Genomic DNA, 16,330 nt, shown 5'->3' with positions numbered 1-16,330 from the left:
GCGAGCCGCGGTTTTGCTCCCTGCCGCCCGGCACGGAGCGGCCCGATGCGGCACCGCCCGCGCAACCCTTGCGAGCCGCGCGCCAAGCGCCTAGAAGGCGGGGCGCAGCCTTGCCAGGGAAAATGCCATGCTCGACCATCTGACCTATACCGCCCCCGAACCGAAGATCATTCAGGGTGCGAAGCAGGATTGGGAACTGGTCATCGGGCTGGAGGTCCACGCCCAGGTCGCCTCGAACGCCAAGCTGTTTTCCGGTGCCTCGACCGGCTTCGGGGCCGAGCCGAACAGCCATGTCGCCTTCGTCGACGCTGCCATGCCGGGCATGCTACCGGTCATCAACGAGTTCTGCGTGGCGCAGGCGGTCAAGACCGGGCTGGGCCTGAAGGCGGCGATCAACCTGGTCTCGGCCTTCGACCGCAAGAACTATTTCTATCCCGACCTGCCGCAGGGCTACCAGATCAGCCAGCTTTACCACCCGATCGTGGGCGAGGGCGAGGTGATCGTGGACATGGCCCCCGGCGTCGCCCGCCGCGTCAGGATCGAGCGCATTCATCTGGAACAGGATGCCGGCAAGTCGATCCACGACATGGACCCGAACATGTCCTTCGTCGACCTGAACCGCACCGGCGTCGCGCTGATGGAGATCGTCAGCCGCCCCGACATCCGCGGCCCCGAGGAGGCGGCGGCCTATGTCGCCAAGCTGCGCCAGATCATGCGCTACCTCGGCACCTGCGACGGCAACATGCAGAACGGCAACCTGCGCGCCGACGTGAACGTCTCGGTCTGCGCGCCCGGCGCCTACGAACGCTACCAGGAGACCGGCAATTTCAGCCATCTTGGCACCCGCTGCGAGATCAAGAACATGAACTCGCTGCGCTTCATCCAGGCCGCCATCGAATACGAGGCACGCCGCCAGATCGCCATCATCGAGGATGGCGGCAAGGTGGTGCAGGAAACCCGGCTCTATGACCCCGACCGGGGCGAGACCCGCTCGATGCGCTCGAAGGAGGAAGCCCACGACTATCGCTATTTCCCCGATCCCGACCTCTTGCCGCTCGAGATCGAGCAGGGCTGGGTGGACGAGATTGCCGGCGCGATGCCGGAGCTGCCGGACGAGAAGAAGGCGCGTTTCGTTACCGAACTGGGCCTGTCCGAATATGACGCCGGCGTGCTGACCGCCGAGGTCGAAAGCGCCGATTACTTCGAGCAGGTCGCCGCCGGGCGCGACGGCAAGATGGCGGCGAACTGGGTCATCAACGAGCTGTTCGGACGGCTGAACAAGGAAGGGCTGAGCGTCGAGACCTCGCCCGTCTCGGCCGCCCAGCTTGGCGGGGTGATCGACCTGATCGGCTCGGGCGCGATCTCGGGCAAGATCGCCAAGGAACTGTTCGAGATCCTGTGGACCGAGGGCGGCGATCCGGCCGAGATCGTCGAGGCGCGCGGCATGAAGCAGGTCACCGACCTTGGCGCCATCGAGGCGGCGGTGGACGAGATCATCGCCGCCAATCCGGCGCAGGTGGAAAAGGCCAAGGCCAACCCGAAGCTGGCCGGCTGGTTCGTGGGCCAGGTGTTGAAGGCCACCGGCGGCAAGGCCAACCCGGCGGCGGTGAACGAACTGGTGGCCAAGAAGCTCGCCCTGGCCTGATCCGCCACGGACAGCCGGCGTTCATCCCGCGATACCGCGGCGCGGCTTGCGCGCGGCAGGGCAAGGGGCCTTTCCGGCCCCGCCCAGCCGCGCCAGGGCAAGCCCTTCGGCCGTTTTCCGCTGCGCGGCCCGGCCTGTCGGCAAGCCTTCGCCATTCCGGCCCGGCATGAAAAAGCCCGCACCTTTCCGCCGCGTCTGCGGTCTGCAGCAGCCTTTACTATGGGCCAGCGGGAGATTGCCCATCCTGGGCAACATGCTCATGCTGCGGCGTCGAGTTTTTGCATCAAGATCAAACCCTTGAGGGCGCCCTAAGCCATCGTTCAGGATGGCTGGCACGGGTAGCCCGAGATAGACAAGCCGTCTGACGGGCATCCGGGCCGGCAGTTGCTGATACCGGAGCAGTGTCGCGACTGGTCGCCTCGTCCCGCGTCGCAGGCGGGTCATCCTCGGATGACCTTGACACCTGCCCGATAAAAAAGACCCCGCGCCGGAACGCGGGGCCTTGGTCAGGCGGGGCCGGGGATCACTCCTCGACCGTCACCTTGACCATGTAGTCGGGCTCGACCACGGCGCCATTGGCGGCCGGGTCGCCCTTCTTGATCGCGTTCAGCACGTCCCAGCCGTCGACCAGCTGGCCGACCACGGTATATTGCCCGTCCAGGAAAGTCGCCGGCGCCAGGTCGATGAAGAACTGGCTGTTGGCGCTGTTGGGATCCTGCGCCCGCGCCATGCCCACGGTGCCGGCCTGGAAGCTGACATCGTTGAACTCGGCCGCCAGGTCCGGCATGTTCGAACCGCCCATGCCCGCCCGCGCGGTATCGCTGCCGTGCTTGCCGAATTCGACATCGCCGGTCTGAGCCATGAAGCCGTCGATCACGCGGTGGAACACCACCCCGTCATAGGCGCCCGATTTCGCCAGCGTCACCAGGCGCTCGACATGGTTCGGCGCCTTGTCGTTGTAAAGGTCCAGCACGATCCGGCCCTTGGCCGTGCCCTTGGAATCGGCCACCTCGATCACCAGGTTCGGACCCGGCCCGTCGGTGACGCCCGGCAGGCCCTCGGCCAGGACCGGATGGGCGGCCGCGCCGGTGCCCAGCACCAGGGCGGGAAGCAGCAGCTTATTCCACATCGGCCGCCACCCTCACCGAGATCATCCGGTCGGGATTCGCCGGCGGCTCGCCGCGGGCGATCTTGTCGACATGCTCCATGCCCTCGATGACCCGGCCATAGACGGTATACTGGCCGTTCAGGAAGTGGTTGTCCTTGAAATTGATGAAGAACTGGCTGTTGGCCGAGTTCGGGTTCATCGAGCGCGCCGCGCCCAGCGTGCCGCGGTCATGCGGCAGGCGCGAGAACTCGGCCGGCAGGTCCGGCAGGTCCGAGCCGCCGGTGCCAGCGCGGCCCGGATTGTAGTTGTTTTCCATGTTGGCATGTTCCACATCGCCGGTCTGGGCCATGAAGCCCTCGATCACGCGGTGGAAGGCCACGTTGTCGTATTTCCCGGCGCGGGCCAGTTCCTTCATGCGCTCGGCATGTTTCGGCGCCACGTCGGGCAGCAGTTCGATCACCACCGGGCCGTCCTTCAGCTCGATGATGACCGTGTTCTCGGGATCCTTGATCTCGGCCATGGGGGTCTCCTTCTGATGGCTTGGGCAAAGGCATAAGCGTTTCGCCCCGCCCAGACAACGCCCGCCGGCGCCGTGCGTTTCGCCGCATGCCCGGCCTCCGGCGCCGGTTGACGAAAATGTCATGATGCGGGAAAACCCCGGCGGGGGACGGTCAGCCCAACATGAAAGGGACATGAGCATGGCGGATTTCAACACGATCGACGACCTGGAGCTTGACGGCAAGGTGGTGCTTGTCCGCGTGGACGTGAACGTCCCGGTCGAAAACGGCCAGGTCACCGATGCCACGCGAATCGAAAAGATCGTGCCCACCGTCAAGGACATCCAGGCCAAGGGCGGCATCCCGGTGCTGCTGGCGCATTTCGACCGCCCCAAGGGCAAGCGCGTGGACAGCATGAGCCTCAAGGTCGTTCTGCCGGCGCTGCAGCGCGCCCTGGGCCAGGAGGTCAGGTTTGCGGACGAGGCCATCGGCGGCCCCGCCAAGCGGGCTGTGGCCGACCTGAAGCCGGGCGATGTCCTGCTGCTGGAGAACACCCGCTTCTATCCGGGCGAGGAAACCAATGACGCGACCTGCGCCGCCTCGCTGGCCGCCTTGGGCCAGGTCTACGTCAACGACGCCTTCTCGGCCGCCCATCGCGCCCATGCCTCGACCGAGGGCATCGCGCGGCTGCTTCCTGCCGCCGCCGGCCGGCTGATGGAGGCGGAGCTCAAGGCGCTGGACGCCGCGCTTGGCAATCCGCAGCGCCCGGTGGTGGCGGTGGTCGGCGGCGCCAAGGTCTCGACCAAGCTCGACCTGCTTGGCAACCTGATCGAGAAGGTCGATCATCTGGTCATCGGCGGTGGCATGGCCAACACCTTCCTGGTCGCCCAGGGCATCGAGGTCGGCAAGTCGCTGGCCGAGCGCGACATGGCCGATACGGCGCGCGAGATCCTGGCCAAGGCGGAACAGACCGGCTGCACCATCCACCTGCCGGTGGACGTGGTGGTGGCGCGCGAGTTCAAGGCCGGCGCCGACAACGAGACGGTGGCGGCGGATGCCTGCCCGGCCGATGCGATGATCCTGGACGCCGGCCCCGCCACGGTGGCGAAGATCCGCGAGGTCTTCGAGGCCAGCCGCACGCTGATCTGGAACGGCCCGCTTGGCGCCTTCGAGATCGCGCCCTTCGACGCCGCGACCAATGCCGCCGCGCAAGAGGCCGCGCGGCTGACGCGCGAGGGCAAGCTGATCTCGGTCGCCGGCGGCGGCGACACGGTGGCGGCGCTGAACAAGGCCGGGGTGTCGGGTGATTTCACCTTCATCTCGACTGCCGGCGGCGCCTTCCTGGAATGGATGGAGGGCAAGGAACTGCCCGGCGTTGCGGCCCTGCAGAAACGCTGAGGCCTGCCGCCCGGCAGGCGGAGGAGCCCCTCGTGGGGGGGGGGGGCTGTTCCGTCTGATGCCGGATCGGCGCATCGGCGCAAGCGAAAGGGCGGCAGGGGACGCCCTGGTGTCCCCTGCCGGCTGCGGTCAGTTCCCCTCGGCCGGTGCGGCTTCCGGCGCGGCTTCGCCTGCCGGCATGGCCGGTGCCGTCGCGGCGGGCGGCGCGTTGCGCGTCACGTCGCGCGAGTCGGTGTCGAGGAACAGGATATAGAGAAAGGCCCCGATCGCGATCGCAAAGGCCAGTCCCAGCACCAGGAAGAAGGGCCGGTTCTGGCGGATCTGTTCGGGAATGCCGTCGGGATCTTCGTTCGCCATTGGAATTCCTCCCAATTCTGACAGCGGAATAACGCCGAAAGGCGGCCATGTGTTCCGTTAGCGCAATCGCGATTGCCCTTGCCGGCTGGTCTGTTAATCAGCCGGCATTCAGACATGGAGTTCCCGATGCAGATGACCGATACCGTCCGCAAGATCCTCGCCAATTACGAGGGCGAAGCGCCGGGTGTGAAGGCACAGCTGGCCCGCATGCTGATGACCGGCAAGCTGGCCGGCACCGGCAAGATGATCATCCTGCCCGTGGACCAGGGTTTCGAGCATGGCCCGGCGCGCAGCTTCGCGCCGAACCCGGCCGGCTATGACCCGCATTACCATTACCAGCTGGCGATCGACGCCGGGCTCAACGCCTATGCCGCGCCCTTGGGCATGATCGAGGCGGGCGCCGACACCTTTGCCGGCCAGATCCCGACCATCCTCAAGGTGAACTCGGCCAATTCGCTGATGTCGGACACCGCCGGCAAGAACCAGGCGATCACCGCCTCGGTCGACGACGCGCTGCGGCTGGGCTGCTCGGCCATCGGCTTCACCATCTATCCGGGCTCGGACATGGCGCTCGACATGATCGAGGAGATCGTCGAGATGCGCAAGGAAGCCGCCGCCAAGGGCGTGGCGACGGTGATCTGGTCCTATCCGCGCGGCGAGGCGATCAGCAAGGACGGCGAGACCGCCATCGACATCGCCGCCTATGCCGCGCAGATCGCGGCGCTGATCGGCGCGCATATCATCAAGATCAAGCTCTCGACCGACCACCTGGAACTGGGCGAGGCGAAAAAGGTCTACGAGGCCAAGGGCATCGACATCTCGACCCAGGCCAAGCGCGTGGCGCATTGCATGCAGTCGGCCTTCAACGGCCGCCGCATCGTGGTGTTCTCGGGTGGCGCGGCCAAGGGCGCGGATGCGGTCTTCGACGACGCGCGCGCCATCCGCGACGGCGGTGGCAACGGCTCGATCATCGGCCGCAACAGCTTCCAGCGTTCGCGCGAGGATGCGCTGGAGATGCTGGGCAAGCTGGTGGACATCTATCTGGGCAAGGCCTGAGCGCCGTGGGGGCGCTGCCCCCACACCCCCGGGATATTTCGGCAAGAAAGAAGGGCGCTGCGCAGGCGCCCTTTTCCTTTGGCCGCGGAACGCCTAGTCTCTTGCGCCACAGGCAGAAGGATGGGTGCATGGCGTTTTTCTCGAAACTGCGCGAGCGGCTGACGCGGTCCTCGTCGAAGATCGGCGCGGGGCTGGATGACATCGTGTCCGAAGGTGCCGAACCGGAAAGCGCCGCGCCGGTGCAGCCCGCTGCCCCAGCCCCGCAAGCCCCGATCCCTGACACGCCCGCCAAACCCGGGCTTTTCGGCCGCATCTTCGGCCAGGCCGCCACGGCCGAGCCGCGCCGCGAGCTGGATGACGAGATGCTGGAGCAGCTCGAGGAGATGCTGATCCAGGCCGACATGGGCGTCGAGACGGCCTTGCGCGTCACCGCCAATATCGCCGAGGGCCGCATGGGGCGGCGCATCTCGTCCACCGAGCTGAAAGAGCTGCTGGCCGAGGAGATCGCCCGCATCATGACGCCCGTCGCCAAGCCCCTGCCGCTCTATCCCAAGCGGCCGCAGGTGGTGCTGGTGGTGGGGGTGAACGGCTCGGGCAAGACCACGACCATCGGCAAGCTCGCGAGCCAGTTCAAGGCGGCAGGCAAGAAGGTGGTGATCGCGGCCGGCGACACCTTCCGCGCCGCCGCCGTCGAGCAATTGCAGGTCTGGGGAAGCCGCGCCGGGGTGCCGGTGATGACCGCGCCCGAGGGCGCCGACCCCGCGAGCCTCGCCTTCGACGCCATGGTGCGGGCCGAGGCTGAGGGCGCGGACCTTCTGATGATCGACACCGCCGGCCGCCTGCAGAACCGCCAGGATCTGATGGAGGAACTCGCGAAGATCGTCCGCGTCATCCGCAAGAAGGATCCGTCGGCGCCGCACAACACCTTGCTGGTGCTGGACGCGACCACCGGGCAGAACGCGTTGAGCCAGGTCGAGACCTTCCGGAAGCTCGCCGATGTCTCGGGCCTGGTCATGACCAAGCTGGACGGCACCGCGCGCGGCGGCGTGCTGGTTGCGCTGGCCGACCGCTTCGGCCTGCCGATCCATGCCATCGGCGTGGGCGAGCAGATCGACGATCTCGATGCCTTCGACGCCCGCGACTTCGCCCGCGCCCTGGTCGGTCTCGGGGACTGACCCCGCGGCTTTCCGTTTTCCAAATACCCCTGCGGCGGCGCAACCGGAGCGGAGGTCACGGCTTGACGAGATGCGCGTCGGTCCTTGTGTCCTCGGCCGGCGCGACATTGCCCGCCGCATCGGCCATCGGCTCGACCACATCCTGCGGTGGCGTGAAGGGCGCGGTCAGCTCGGCGGTTCCGGCCTGCTTGTCATAGATGCAGACGTAGCGATCCACCCCGCCATCGGCGAGCGTGGTGATCAAGAGCGCCGCGCCGTAGCTTTCCGAGCCGAAGGGGTTGATCTCGATCGCCGTCTCGCCCGCCTCGGGGGCCAGCGCGGTGCAGGCTGCCTCGACATCCTGGCGGAACTGCTCCCAGGCCGCTTCGGACGAGGCCAGCACGGGGCTGGCGGACAGGATCAGCATCAGGGCGGCCAGGCGCATGGTCATTCTCCCTTGGCGGTGCAGGAAAACAACGCCGCTGCCCGGCCGCGGGTTTCTAGAGCCCGAGTCGCGCTGCGAAATCCCGCACCTCGGCCTCGTCCCCCGCCGCCAGCGAGCGCAAGAGCGTCGCCTGCGAGCGCAGGATCGGCTCCTCGCCGATGATCTTCAGGTGGTTGGCGCGCAGCGTCTCGCCCGAGGAGGTGATGTCGGCGATGGCCTCGGCGGTCAAGTTGGCCACCGTGCCCTCGGTCGCGCCCTGGCTGTCGACCAGCTGGTAATCCGCGACCTCCTGCGCCGAGAGCCAGGCGCGCACCAGCCGATGATACTTGGTGGCGATGCGCAGGCGGAAGCCGTGCTCGGCCCGGAAATCGCGGGCGATGGTGGCGAAATCGTCCAGCGTCTCGCAATCGCTCCAGCAAGCGGGCACGGCCAGGATCAGGTCGGCATGGCCGAAGCCCATCGGCGCCAGTTCCTCGACATGGCTGCGCCAGCCGGGCAGCTTCTCGCGGATCAGGTCGGTGCCGGTCACGCCCAGGTGGATGCGCCCGGCCATCAACTCGCGCGGGATCTCGCCCGCCGACAGCAGCACCAGCGCGACATTGTCCGCCCCCTCGACCCGGCCGGCATATTCGCGATCCGAGCCGGCGCGCGACAGGGTCACGCCGCGGGTGGCGAACCAGTCGAATGTCTGCTCCATCAGCCGCCCCTTGGACGGCACGCCCAGCCGGATCATGCTGCTTTCCCCAAGACCTGGCCCCCCAATTCGTAGACCAGCCCCGGCCGGATGATGCCGCCCACCGCCGGGATCGAGCGGCCCTGCGCCTGGCCCAGCACCGCCGCCAGCGCGTCGTAGCGTCCGCCCGAGGCGACGGGCGGCCAGTCCGTGCGGCCCGGCGCGGCAAAGCTGAAAGTCATGCCGTCGTAATATTCCATTGTGTGCCGGCCGTGGCTGGCGTCGAAATGCACCCGGCCCACGTCGATGCCGCGCGCCGACAGCGCCGCGAGATTGCGCTCCAGCCGGTCCACCGCCTCGGCGATGTCGGGGATCTCGGCCGCCAGCGCGCGCAGCCGCCGCAGCGCCTCGGGGGCCGGGGCCTGGATGGAGAACAGCCGCTCCAGCCGCTCGACCCATTGCGGCGGCAGCGGCGCCTCGGCGGCGTCGCTGCGCAGCCGGTCGATGCGGGCCTGCATCTCGGCCGGCGAACGCAGCCCGGTCCAGGGCGCGGCGGTTTCGGGAAAGCCGCGGGCCTCGGCCGGGGCGGCGAAGCGCGCCAGCGCCTTGGCAAAGCGCCGCGGCCGCCAGATGTGGTGCAAAAGCGCGGCACGACGCGCACCCGACAGCGGCAAGGCGCGCACCGCGTCTATCAGCAGGTCCATGTCGCCCATGCTGGCCTGCAGCTTCAGGGGCGCCAGGATGTCGTGGAACAGGGCGAAAACCTCGGCATCGGCATCCGGGTCGCGGGCGAAAAGCTCGAAACCCGCCTGCAGGTATTCGTTGTCGCGCGGATGCTCGGGGCGCGTCTCGCCATGGTCCTGCTTGCGGAACACCTCGCCCAGGTAGCAATAGCGGGCGGGCTCGGCGCCGCTGGCCATGTGCATCTGCACCACCGGCACGGTGAAGTCGGGGCGCAGCATCATCTCGCCGCGGATCGGATCCTGGGTCACATAGGCGCGGGCGCGGATATCCTCGCCATAGAGGTCCAAGAGCGTCTCGGCCGGCAGCAGCAGGTCGGGCGCGACCTCCTGCGCGCCGGCAGCGCGGAAGGCGGCGAGGATCTGCTGGCCGATGGCCTGTTTCTCGCGCTTGCTCATCCTAGGATGCGCCGGACTTCGGCGACCAGATCGGCGCGGGCCACTTCGGTCTGGGCGGGCTGGGCCTTCCATTCCTCGTGGCTGGCCTCGTCCGCGATCTTCGCCCCAAGGACCAAGTCCTTGACCTGCACCACGCCGCGCGCCGCCTCGTCGCCGCCCTGGATGATCGCGACCGGGGCATTGCGCTTGTCGGCATATTTCAGCTGGTTGCCGAAGTTCTTGGGGTTGCCCAGATAGACCTCGGCGCGGATGCCGGCCGCGCGCAGTTCCGCCGCCATGGCCTGGTAATCGGCCATGCGCTCGCGGTCCATGACGGTGACGACGACCGGGCCCGGCTCGGCCCCGCCCATCAGCCCCTTGGCGCGCAGGGCGGCCAGCAGCCGGTCCACGCCGATGGAGACGCCGGTCGCCGGCACCTTCTGGCCGGTGAAGCGTTCCACCAGCCCGTCATAGCGCCCGCCGCCGGCGACCGAGCCGAACTGACGCTTGCGGCCCTTGTCGTCGAGGATCTCGAAGGTCAGCTCGGCCTCGAAGACCGGGCCGGTGTAATAGCCCAGGCCGCGCACGATCGACGGGTCGATGACGGCGCGATCCTCGCCCACGCCCATGGCGGCGAGCATCTGGGCAATCTGCGCCAGTTCCGCGACCCCCTCGGCCCCCGCGGCCGAGGCGCCGACGGCGGCGCGCAGGTTTTGCAGCGTCGCGGCGTTGTCCGCGCCCTTCGAGGTCAGGAAGGCCAGCACCGGACCGGCCTGTTCGGGGGCCAGCCCCACGCCCTCGATGAAGGCGCCGCTATCGTCCTTGCGGCCGGTGGTCAGCAACTGGCGCACGCCCTCCTCGCCGACCTTGTCGAACTTGTCGATGGTGCGCAGCACGTCGTCGGCAGGCTTGCCCTCGGCCACGCCCGTGGATTCCAGGATGCCGTTCAGCACCTTGCGGTTGTTGATGCGGATCAGGTAGTCGCCGCGCGCGATCCCGGCATGTTCCAGCGCCGCCGCCAGCATGGCGCAGATCTCGGCATCCGCGGCGACCGAGGCCGAGCCCACGGTATCGGCATCGCATTGGTAGAACTGGCGGAAGCGGCCGGGGCCGGGCTTTTCATTGCGCCAGACCGGGCCCATGGCATAGCGGCGATAGGGGCTGGGCAGGTCGTTGCGGAACTGCGCCGCGACGCGGGCCAAGGGCGCGGTCAGGTCATAGCGCAGCGCCAGCCAGTCGCCGGAGCCGCCGCCGGGGACGTCCGATTCCTGCCAGGCGAAGACGCCGGCATTGGGGCGGTCCACGTCGGGCAGGAACTTTCCCAGCGCCTCGACGGTTTCCACGGCACTGGTTTCGAGCGGCTCGAAGCCGTGGCGATGATAGATCTCGGCGATACGGTCCAGCATCTGCTTGCGCTCGGTCACGTCCGCGCCGAAATAGTCGCGGAACCCCTTGGGCGTCTCGGCCTTGGGACGGGGCTGTTTCTTCTGATCTTTCGCCATGGTTTGCCTCGGGCTTTTCCATGCGGCGGTCTAGCGGATGGAGGATGGATGGACAAGCAGACGCAGGAACGGATCGAGCGGCTGGAGGAAGCCGCGGCCTATCTGGCGCGGACCGTCGAGGATCTGTCGGGTATCGTGGCCCGGCAGGAGGGCGAGATCGCCCGGCTGGCGCGCCATGTCGGCATGCTGATGGAGCGCGAGGCGGAGCGCGAGGCCGAGGCGGGCACGGTGCCGCTGGCGGACCAGCGGCCGCCGCATTGGTGAAGGGGTGAGGGGCGCTGCCCCTCGCCCCCGTGCCGGGGGCTCACCCCGGGGTATTTGGAAAACGGAGAAATCAGCGGCTGGCCGGGCCGAGGCGCGGGCCCGCGGGGGCCGGGGCCGGCGGCGCGGTCAGCGGCGGTTCCGCGACGCGCGCGGCAGCGGTCGGCGCGGCAGGGGCTGCCGGTTTCGGCGCCGCCCGCATCGGTTGGCTGAACGGGCCGCGGGCGGCAGGCTCGGGTTCCGGCTGGGGGGCGGCTGCGGCGGGTTGCGGCTGCGCCACGGCGACCGGCTGGTCTGCGGACCCCGCAAGCGCGCGGCGGAAGATCAGCAGGTTGTGATAGACCGTGGTGCGGCTGGTCAGGCCCGAGCGTTCTTCGGCCGGCAGGGTTTCGGCGCGGACATAGTCCCAGCCGTCGCGGGCCATCTCGTTGAGGACATCGGCGAGGGTGGCGGCGAAACGCTCGATGCCGCTGCGCGCGCCCCTGGCCTTTTCGCCGCGGGCGGGAGCGGGGATGACGGTGTATTCATAGCTGCTCATGCATGGGCCTTTCCTTTGCGCCGCAGGTTAGGCGAGATGCGGGGGCAAGGGAAGCACCGGGCAAGGGCGGCGCGCGGGCCTGCGAAGCACGAGGCCGTGAGGGGGCAGGCGGTCCGGCGCGCGGGCGGCGCCGGAGCCGCGATTCGGGCAGGCGGGGCGGTTCGGGAGGGCGGCCCCGGCCACCGGGCCGGCCGGAGGAGCGGGCCGGCGGGGAGCCCCGGCGTTTGGCTTATCCCAATTGCACCATGCGGTGCTTTTTCTTGCCGACCGAAACCTTCAGCCCGTCGCCGATCAGCGCCGCGTCGACGGCCAGCTGCGGGTCGCTGACGGCTTCGTTGTTGAGCCGCAGTCCCCCTTCGGCGATCAGGCGCTTGGCCTCCTTGCCCGAGGCGGTGATGCCGGTCTGCGCCAGCAGCTGCACCACGGTCAGGCCCGAGGCCAAGGCATCGGCGCTGACCGTCACCACCTCGAGATCGCCGCCGGCGCCGCCCTGCTCGAAGACCTCGCGCGCGGTCGCCTCGGCCGAGGCCGCCGCCTCGGCCCCGTGCAGCAGCGTCGTGACCTCATTGGCCAGGATGATCTTGGCCGCGTTGATCTCGGAGCCCGAAAGCGCGCCCAGCCGGTCGCATTCCTCGACCGGCAGCTCGGTATAGAGTTTCAGGAAGCGGCCGACATCGGCGTCGGTGGTGTTGCGCCAGAACTGCCAGAACTCGTAGGGCGACAGCATCGCGCCATTGAGCCAGACCGCGCCGCCGGCCGACTTGCCCATCTTGCGCCCGTCCGAGGTGGTCAGCAAGGGCGAGGTCAGGCCCCAGATCTCGGCATCCAGCACCCGGCGGGTCAGGTCGATGCCGTTGACGATATTGCCCCACTGGTCCGAGCCGCCCATCTGCAGCCGGCAGCCGTAGCGGCGATACAGTTCCAGGAAGTCATAGGCCTGCAGGATCATGTAGTTGAATTCGAGGAAGCTCAGCGACTGCTCGCGGTCCAGCCGCGACTTGACCGATTCGAAGCTGAGCATCCGGTTGACCGAGAAATGCCGGCCGATGTCGCGCAGGAAATCGAGGTAGTTCAGGCCGTCCAGCCATTCGGCATTGTTGAGCATCATCGCGCGGCCGTCGGCATAGTCGAGGTAGCGGGCAAAGACCTGCTGCATGCCGTCGATATTCGCCTGGATCGCGTCCGGGGTCAGCAGCGGACGCTCCTCGCTGCGGAAGCTGGGGTCGCCGACCTTGGTGGTGCCGCCGCCCATCAGCGTGATCGGTCGGTTGCCGGTCTTCTGGAACCAGCGCAGCATCATGATGTTCAAGAGGTGCCCGACATGCAGGCTGGCCGCCGTCGCGTCATAGCCGATATATGCCGTCACCGGGCCGAGGGTCAGGGCTTCGTCCAGCGCCTGCATGTCGGTGCAGTCCGCCAGGTAGCCACGCTCGATCATCACGTTCAGGAAATCGGATTTGGCACGGTAGGTCATGGGCTGTTCCTTTCGACTGGCGCGGATATACCGGGGGAAGGGCCGAAGGGAAAGCAGGATGATCCATGCGCTGGGGATGATGTCGGGCACCTCGCTCGATGGGGTGGACGCGGCGATGATCGAGACCGACGGGCGGCGCATCGCCGGGTTCGGCCGCAGCGCCTGGCGCGCCTATTCCGGCAACGAATCGGGGCTGCTGCACGCGGCGCTGGGGCAATGGCCGGGCGGGCCGGACGTGGCGGATGCGGCGGCGCTGTCCGTCGCCGCCCATGCCGCGCTGGCCGAAGGTTTCCCCGAGGCGGAACTGGTCGGCTATCACGGCCAGACGCTGGCCCATGACCCGGCGGGGCGGGGCACGCATCAGGCGGGCGACGGCGCGGCGCTGGCGCGGCGGCTGGACCGGCCGGTGGTCTGGGATTTCCGCTCCGAGGACGTGCGGCAGGGCGGCGAGGGCGCGCCGCTTGCGCCCTTCTTCCATTGGGCCTGTGCGGAATGGGCGATGGGGCAGGGGCATTTGCCGCGCGCGCCCGTCGCTTTCCTGAACCTGGGCGGGGTGGGCAACCTGACCTTTGTCGATCCGGCCGCCGATGCGCCCGAGGCGCCGGGCGCCTGCATCGCCTTCGATACCGGCCCGGCCAATGCGCCGCTGAACGACCTGATGCGCGCCCGCCGCGGCCTGGCCCGCGATGAGGGCGGGCGGCTGGCCTTGCAGGGCAACCCGGACGAGCGCGTCATCGCCCGTTTCCTGGAACATCCGCATTTCGCCCGACCCTTGCCGAAATCGCTGGACCGCGACGCCTTTCCCGCGCTTGCGGCCGAGGTGGCAGGGCTATCGGATGCCGATGCGGCCGCGACGCTGACCCATGCGGCGGCGGCGGCGGTGGCGGCGGGCATGGCGGCCCTGGACCCGGTGCCCGGCCTGGTGCTGGTCTGCGGCGGCGGCCGGCACAATGCCGCGCTGATGGCGGCGCTGGCGGCGCGGCTGGCGGCCCGTGTCGCGCCGGTCGAGGAAGCCGGGCTCGACGGCGACATGCTGGAAGCGCAGGCCTTCGGCTGGCTGGCGGTGCGGGTGCTGCGCGGGTTGCCGACCTCGGGGCCCGGCACCACCGGCGCGCCGGGGCCGGTCTGCGGCGGGCGCATCAGCCATCCGCCGCGGCGCTGAGGCGGTTGCCAGCCGGGGCCGCGATCACAGGCGGATTTCCGCCTTGTGATTGTTTCGGCACCATTTCGCGGGAACGATGCGGAGGATGGTGACGTTGGACGGGCATATGGCGGCACCCGCCGTCCGTGACAACGACAATCGGAAAGGACATCGTCCATGAAACCTCTTGTCATCGCTGCCACCACGCTGGCGCTTGCCGGTCCTGCCTTTGCGCAGACCGAGACCATGCCGCCGGCCGAGATCCCGGCCGAGCAGGTCGAGGACGCCGCAACCGCGGTCGAGAATGCTGCCGAGCAGGCCGAGCAGGCCGCAGACCAAGCAGAACAGGCTGCCGACCAGGCGGCCGAGGAAGCCGGTGAGGCCGCGGCTGATGCTGCCGGTGACGCTGCCGACGCCGCCGATGCGGCGAGCGACGCGGCCAATGACGCCGCCGGCGCCGCGGCGGAGATGGGCGTCGCCCCCGATGCACCCGCCGGAGATGCGGTGCCCGAAGCGGCCGAGGGCGCTGCCGAGGAGGCTGCCGGCGCTGCCGAGGAAGCCGCCGATGCCGCAAGCGACGCTGCCGATGCCGCCGCGGATGCGGCGGCCGAGGCACCGGTCACGCCGCCCGACGTCAACCCGCCGGCGATCTCGGAGGCTGAGCCGGGCGTGTTGTCGAGCTGGCTGACCAGCCGCCGGATCTGGACCACCAACCAGCCCTCGACCACCGAATGGACCGATCCCGCGCTCGAGGAGCGCCCGGCCGAATGGCAGGACATCGCCAAGGTGAACGACATCGTGCTGGATGATTCGGGCCAGGTCGTCGGCTATGTCGCCGATATCGGCGGCTTTTTGGGCATCGGTGCCAAGAAGGTGCTGCTGGGCGTGGATGCGATCCACCTGGTGAGCATCGGCAACGACACCTTCTTCGCCACCAATTACACCAAGGCCGAGCTGCAGGCCCTGCCGGATTTCGACGAGAAGACCGTGCGGAAATAAGGTTTCCGGCCCTTGCCGGACCGGACGAGGGCGCCTTTCGGGGCGCCCTTGCGTTTTTTGCACAAGATCGGCCTTGACGGCATCCGCCGCCATGCGTAAACCCCCTCGCACCCCGGACGGCGATCCGGGGGAAGTGGTCTGCGCGGTTGTAGCTCAGTTGGTTAGAGTACCGGCCTGTCACGCCGGGGGTCGCGGGTTCGAGCCCCGTCAACCGCGCCACCACCACCATATATCGCCGAAAAGATGCGCGGTTGTAGCTCAGTTGGTTAGAGTACCGGCCTGTCACGCCGGGGGTCGCGGGTTCGAGCCCCGTCAACCGCGCCATCTTTCCCCTTGATCCTCCATGGCTTCGCGGCTGCGCCTGTGGCGCGGTTCCTTGGGTATTTGGGGAACGGAGAAGCCGGCCGCCGGTCGTGCTTCCAAGCGGCGCTAGGGGCTTTTCAAGCCGTCTCATTTCCCTATGCTGGCCCCCAACACGACGGAGGACGCCATGGCACGCGGAATAGATTACGGCGGAATGATGCACCGGGCCATGCAGCGGCTGATCGCGGATGTGCTGCAAACGGTGGCCACCGAGGGGCTGCCGGGCGAGCATCATTTCTTCATCACCTTCGACACCCGCGATTCGCAGGTGCAGATGGCCGACTGGCTGCGCGAGCGCTATCCCGACGAGATGACCATCGTCATCCAGCATTGGTTCGAGGATCTCTCGGTCACGCCCGAGGGCTTTCACATCACGCTGAATTTCGGCAATTCGCCCGAACCGCTCTATATCCCCTTCGACGCGCTGCGCACCTTCGTGGATCCCTCGGTCGAGTTCGGCCTGCGCTTCGAGAACCACGAGGAGGAGGACGAGCCCGAAGAGAACGAGCCGCCCATGGCCGAGGCGCCGGGCGAGGAGGGCGCGAAGGGCGGCGCCGAGGTGGTCAGCCTGGACAAATGGCGCAAGTGAGGCGCTGTTAGC

At 68.6% G+C, this 16,330-nt stretch carries 17 protein-coding genes and 2 tRNA genes; 10 read left to right on the top strand and 9 right to left on the bottom strand.

From position 1 onward, the window contains the following. The first annotated feature begins 127 nt into the window (after positions 1-127). Entirely contained in the window at positions 128-1,645 is a 1,518-nt protein-coding gene (gene gatB, locus ACDP63_RS03120; RefSeq protein ID WP_409927683.1) for an Asp-tRNA(Asn)/Glu-tRNA(Gln) amidotransferase subunit GatB, read from the top strand. Positions 1,646-2,168: 523 nt separating this feature from the next. On the opposite strand, the gene ACDP63_RS03115 is transcribed toward gatB, so the two are convergent. Then, positions 2,169-2,774 (bottom strand): peptidylprolyl isomerase, encoded by a 606-nt coding sequence (locus tag ACDP63_RS03115; RefSeq protein WP_024843320.1) that lies wholly within the window; start codon positions 2,772-2,774, stop codon positions 2,169-2,171. Next, positions 2,764-3,273: a peptidylprolyl isomerase gene (locus ACDP63_RS03110; RefSeq protein ID WP_024843319.1), complete on the bottom strand. Its 510-nt coding sequence runs from the start codon at positions 3,271-3,273 to the stop codon at positions 2,764-2,766. The genes ACDP63_RS03115 and ACDP63_RS03110 overlap by 11 nt, the downstream gene beginning before the upstream one ends. Before the next feature lie 178 nt (positions 3,274-3,451). Here ACDP63_RS03110 and ACDP63_RS03105 point away from each other — a divergent pair, with 178 nt between their 5' ends. Beyond that, complete coding sequence (locus ACDP63_RS03105; protein WP_024843318.1) at positions 3,452-4,648, top strand: phosphoglycerate kinase; 1,197 nt, start codon at positions 3,452-3,454, stop codon at positions 4,646-4,648. Between the two features lie 129 nt (positions 4,649-4,777). On the opposite strand, the gene ACDP63_RS03100 is transcribed toward ACDP63_RS03105, so the two are convergent. Further along, entirely contained in the window at positions 4,778-5,005 is a 228-nt protein-coding gene (locus ACDP63_RS03100) for a hypothetical protein (protein WP_024843317.1), read from the bottom strand. Between the two features lie 126 nt (positions 5,006-5,131). On the opposite strand from ACDP63_RS03100, the gene ACDP63_RS03095 reads away from it, so the two are divergent. Then, positions 5,132-6,061, top strand: coding sequence for a class I fructose-bisphosphate aldolase (locus ACDP63_RS03095; RefSeq protein WP_024843316.1), 930 nt, complete (start codon positions 5,132-5,134; stop codon positions 6,059-6,061). Between the two features lie 128 nt (positions 6,062-6,189). Beyond that, positions 6,190-7,236 carry a signal recognition particle-docking protein FtsY gene (gene ftsY, locus ACDP63_RS03090; RefSeq protein ID WP_024843315.1) on the top strand — a complete coding sequence of 349 codons (1,047 nt, stop codon included), beginning with the start codon at positions 6,190-6,192 and terminating at the stop codon, positions 7,234-7,236. Positions 7,237-7,291: 55 nt separating this feature from the next. Here the strand turns inward: ftsY and ACDP63_RS03085 are convergent, their stop codons facing one another. The 4 genes from ACDP63_RS03085 to hisS are packed head-to-tail and all read right to left on the bottom strand — an operon-like array spanning position 7,292 to position 10,953. Then, complete coding sequence (locus ACDP63_RS03085) at positions 7,292-7,660, bottom strand: hypothetical protein (RefSeq protein ID WP_024843314.1); 369 nt, start codon at positions 7,658-7,660, stop codon at positions 7,292-7,294. A gap of 55 nt (positions 7,661-7,715) precedes the next feature. After that, positions 7,716-8,393, bottom strand: a complete 678-nt coding sequence (gene hisG, locus ACDP63_RS03080; protein WP_024843313.1) for an ATP phosphoribosyltransferase — start codon at positions 8,391-8,393, stop codon at positions 7,716-7,718. After that, entirely contained in the window at positions 8,390-9,472 is a 1,083-nt protein-coding gene (locus tag ACDP63_RS03075) for an ATP phosphoribosyltransferase regulatory subunit (protein ID WP_024843312.1), read from the bottom strand. Before ACDP63_RS03075 ends, hisG begins: the two co-directional genes overlap by 4 nt. Next, positions 9,469-10,953 (bottom strand): histidine--tRNA ligase, encoded by a 1,485-nt coding sequence (gene hisS / locus ACDP63_RS03070; protein WP_409927682.1) that lies wholly within the window; start codon positions 10,951-10,953, stop codon positions 9,469-9,471. The genes ACDP63_RS03075 and hisS overlap by 4 nt, the downstream gene beginning before the upstream one ends. A 48-nt stretch (positions 10,954-11,001) precedes the next feature. On the opposite strand from hisS, the gene ACDP63_RS03065 reads away from it, so the two are divergent. Then, positions 11,002-11,217 (top strand): SlyX family protein, encoded by a 216-nt coding sequence (locus ACDP63_RS03065; RefSeq protein WP_024843310.1) that lies wholly within the window; start codon positions 11,002-11,004, stop codon positions 11,215-11,217. Positions 11,218-11,287: 70 nt separating this feature from the next. Here ACDP63_RS03065 and ACDP63_RS03060 read toward each other — a convergent pair whose 3' ends face one another. Together ACDP63_RS03060 and tyrS are read right to left on the bottom strand one after the other, a co-directional pair. Then, entirely contained in the window at positions 11,288-11,752 is a 465-nt protein-coding gene (locus ACDP63_RS03060) for a DUF4177 domain-containing protein (RefSeq protein ID WP_024843309.1), read from the bottom strand. A 229-nt stretch (positions 11,753-11,981) separates the two neighbouring features. Further along, a complete protein-coding gene (gene tyrS, locus ACDP63_RS03055) occupies positions 11,982-13,226 on the bottom strand; it encodes a tyrosine--tRNA ligase (protein WP_024843308.1) in 1,245 nt (414 codons plus the stop codon). 58 nt (positions 13,227-13,284) lie between these two features. On the opposite strand from tyrS, the gene ACDP63_RS03050 reads away from it, so the two are divergent. The 5 genes from ACDP63_RS03050 to ACDP63_RS03030 all read left to right on the top strand — a co-directional run bounded on the left by ACDP63_RS03050 (position 13,285) and on the right by ACDP63_RS03030 (position 16,318). Beyond that, complete coding sequence (locus tag ACDP63_RS03050; RefSeq protein WP_024843307.1) at positions 13,285-14,388, top strand: anhydro-N-acetylmuramic acid kinase; 1,104 nt, start codon at positions 13,285-13,287, stop codon at positions 14,386-14,388. Between the two features lie 156 nt (positions 14,389-14,544). Beyond that, positions 14,545-15,366: a PRC-barrel domain-containing protein gene (locus tag ACDP63_RS03045; protein WP_024843306.1), complete on the top strand. Its 822-nt coding sequence runs from the start codon at positions 14,545-14,547 to the stop codon at positions 15,364-15,366. Positions 15,367-15,508: 142 nt separating this feature from the next. Next, a tRNA-Asp gene (locus ACDP63_RS03040) sits at positions 15,509-15,585 on the top strand. A gap of 28 nt (positions 15,586-15,613) precedes the next feature. Continuing rightward, positions 15,614-15,690 (top strand) — tRNA-Asp (locus ACDP63_RS03035). Between the two features lie 166 nt (positions 15,691-15,856). Beyond that, on the top strand, positions 15,857-16,318 hold the full coding sequence (locus ACDP63_RS03030; protein ID WP_024843305.1) for an SspB family protein: 462 nt from the start codon (positions 15,857-15,859) through the stop codon (positions 16,316-16,318). Positions 16,319-16,330 lie beyond the last annotated feature (12 nt).

It is taken from the genome of Paracoccus sp. P2, from assembly GCF_046335115.1.
Lineage (GTDB): Bacteria > Pseudomonadota > Alphaproteobacteria > Rhodobacterales > Rhodobacteraceae > Paracoccus > Paracoccus pantotrophus.
Note: the sequence above shows the minus strand (reverse complement) of the source record. Positions and strands in the feature narration are given on the sequence as shown.

Excerpts from the sequence above, each read along its gene's own strand:
- ACDP63_RS03085 (WP_024843314.1), bottom strand. The coding sequence starts at position 7,660 with ATGCGCCTGGCCGCCCTGATGCTGATCCTGTCCGCCAGCCCCGTGCTG.
- ACDP63_RS03105 (WP_024843318.1), top strand. The coding sequence starts at position 3,452 with ATGGCGGATTTCAACACGATCGACGACCTGGAGCTTGACGGCAAGGTG.
- ACDP63_RS03115 (WP_024843320.1), bottom strand. The coding sequence starts at position 2,774 with ATGTGGAATAAGCTGCTGCTTCCCGCCCTGGTGCTGGGCACCGGCGCG.
- ACDP63_RS03100 (WP_024843317.1), bottom strand. The coding sequence starts at position 5,005 with ATGGCGAACGAAGATCCCGACGGCATTCCCGAACAGATCCGCCAGAAC.
- hisG (WP_024843313.1), bottom strand. The coding sequence starts at position 8,393 with ATGATCCGGCTGGGCGTGCCGTCCAAGGGGCGGCTGATGGAGCAGACA.
- tyrS (WP_024843308.1), bottom strand. The coding sequence starts at position 13,226 with ATGACCTACCGTGCCAAATCCGATTTCCTGAACGTGATGATCGAGCGT.
- ACDP63_RS03075 (WP_024843312.1), bottom strand. The coding sequence starts at position 9,472 with ATGAGCAAGCGCGAGAAACAGGCCATCGGCCAGCAGATCCTCGCCGCC.
- ACDP63_RS03030 (WP_024843305.1), top strand. The coding sequence starts at position 15,857 with ATGGCACGCGGAATAGATTACGGCGGAATGATGCACCGGGCCATGCAG.
- hisS (WP_409927682.1), bottom strand. The coding sequence starts at position 10,953 with ATGGCGAAAGATCAGAAGAAACAGCCCCGTCCCAAGGCCGAGACGCCC.
- ACDP63_RS03065 (WP_024843310.1), top strand. The coding sequence starts at position 11,002 with ATGGACAAGCAGACGCAGGAACGGATCGAGCGGCTGGAGGAAGCCGCG.
- ftsY (WP_024843315.1), top strand. The coding sequence starts at position 6,190 with ATGGCGTTTTTCTCGAAACTGCGCGAGCGGCTGACGCGGTCCTCGTCG.
- ACDP63_RS03110 (WP_024843319.1), bottom strand. The coding sequence starts at position 3,273 with ATGGCCGAGATCAAGGATCCCGAGAACACGGTCATCATCGAGCTGAAG.
- ACDP63_RS03095 (WP_024843316.1), top strand. The coding sequence starts at position 5,132 with ATGCAGATGACCGATACCGTCCGCAAGATCCTCGCCAATTACGAGGGC.
- ACDP63_RS03045 (WP_024843306.1), top strand. The coding sequence starts at position 14,545 with ATGAAACCTCTTGTCATCGCTGCCACCACGCTGGCGCTTGCCGGTCCT.
- ACDP63_RS03050 (WP_024843307.1), top strand. The coding sequence starts at position 13,285 with ATGATCCATGCGCTGGGGATGATGTCGGGCACCTCGCTCGATGGGGTG.
- ACDP63_RS03060 (WP_024843309.1), bottom strand. The coding sequence starts at position 11,752 with ATGAGCAGCTATGAATACACCGTCATCCCCGCTCCCGCCCGCGGCGAA.
- gatB (WP_409927683.1), top strand. The coding sequence starts at position 128 with ATGCTCGACCATCTGACCTATACCGCCCCCGAACCGAAGATCATTCAG.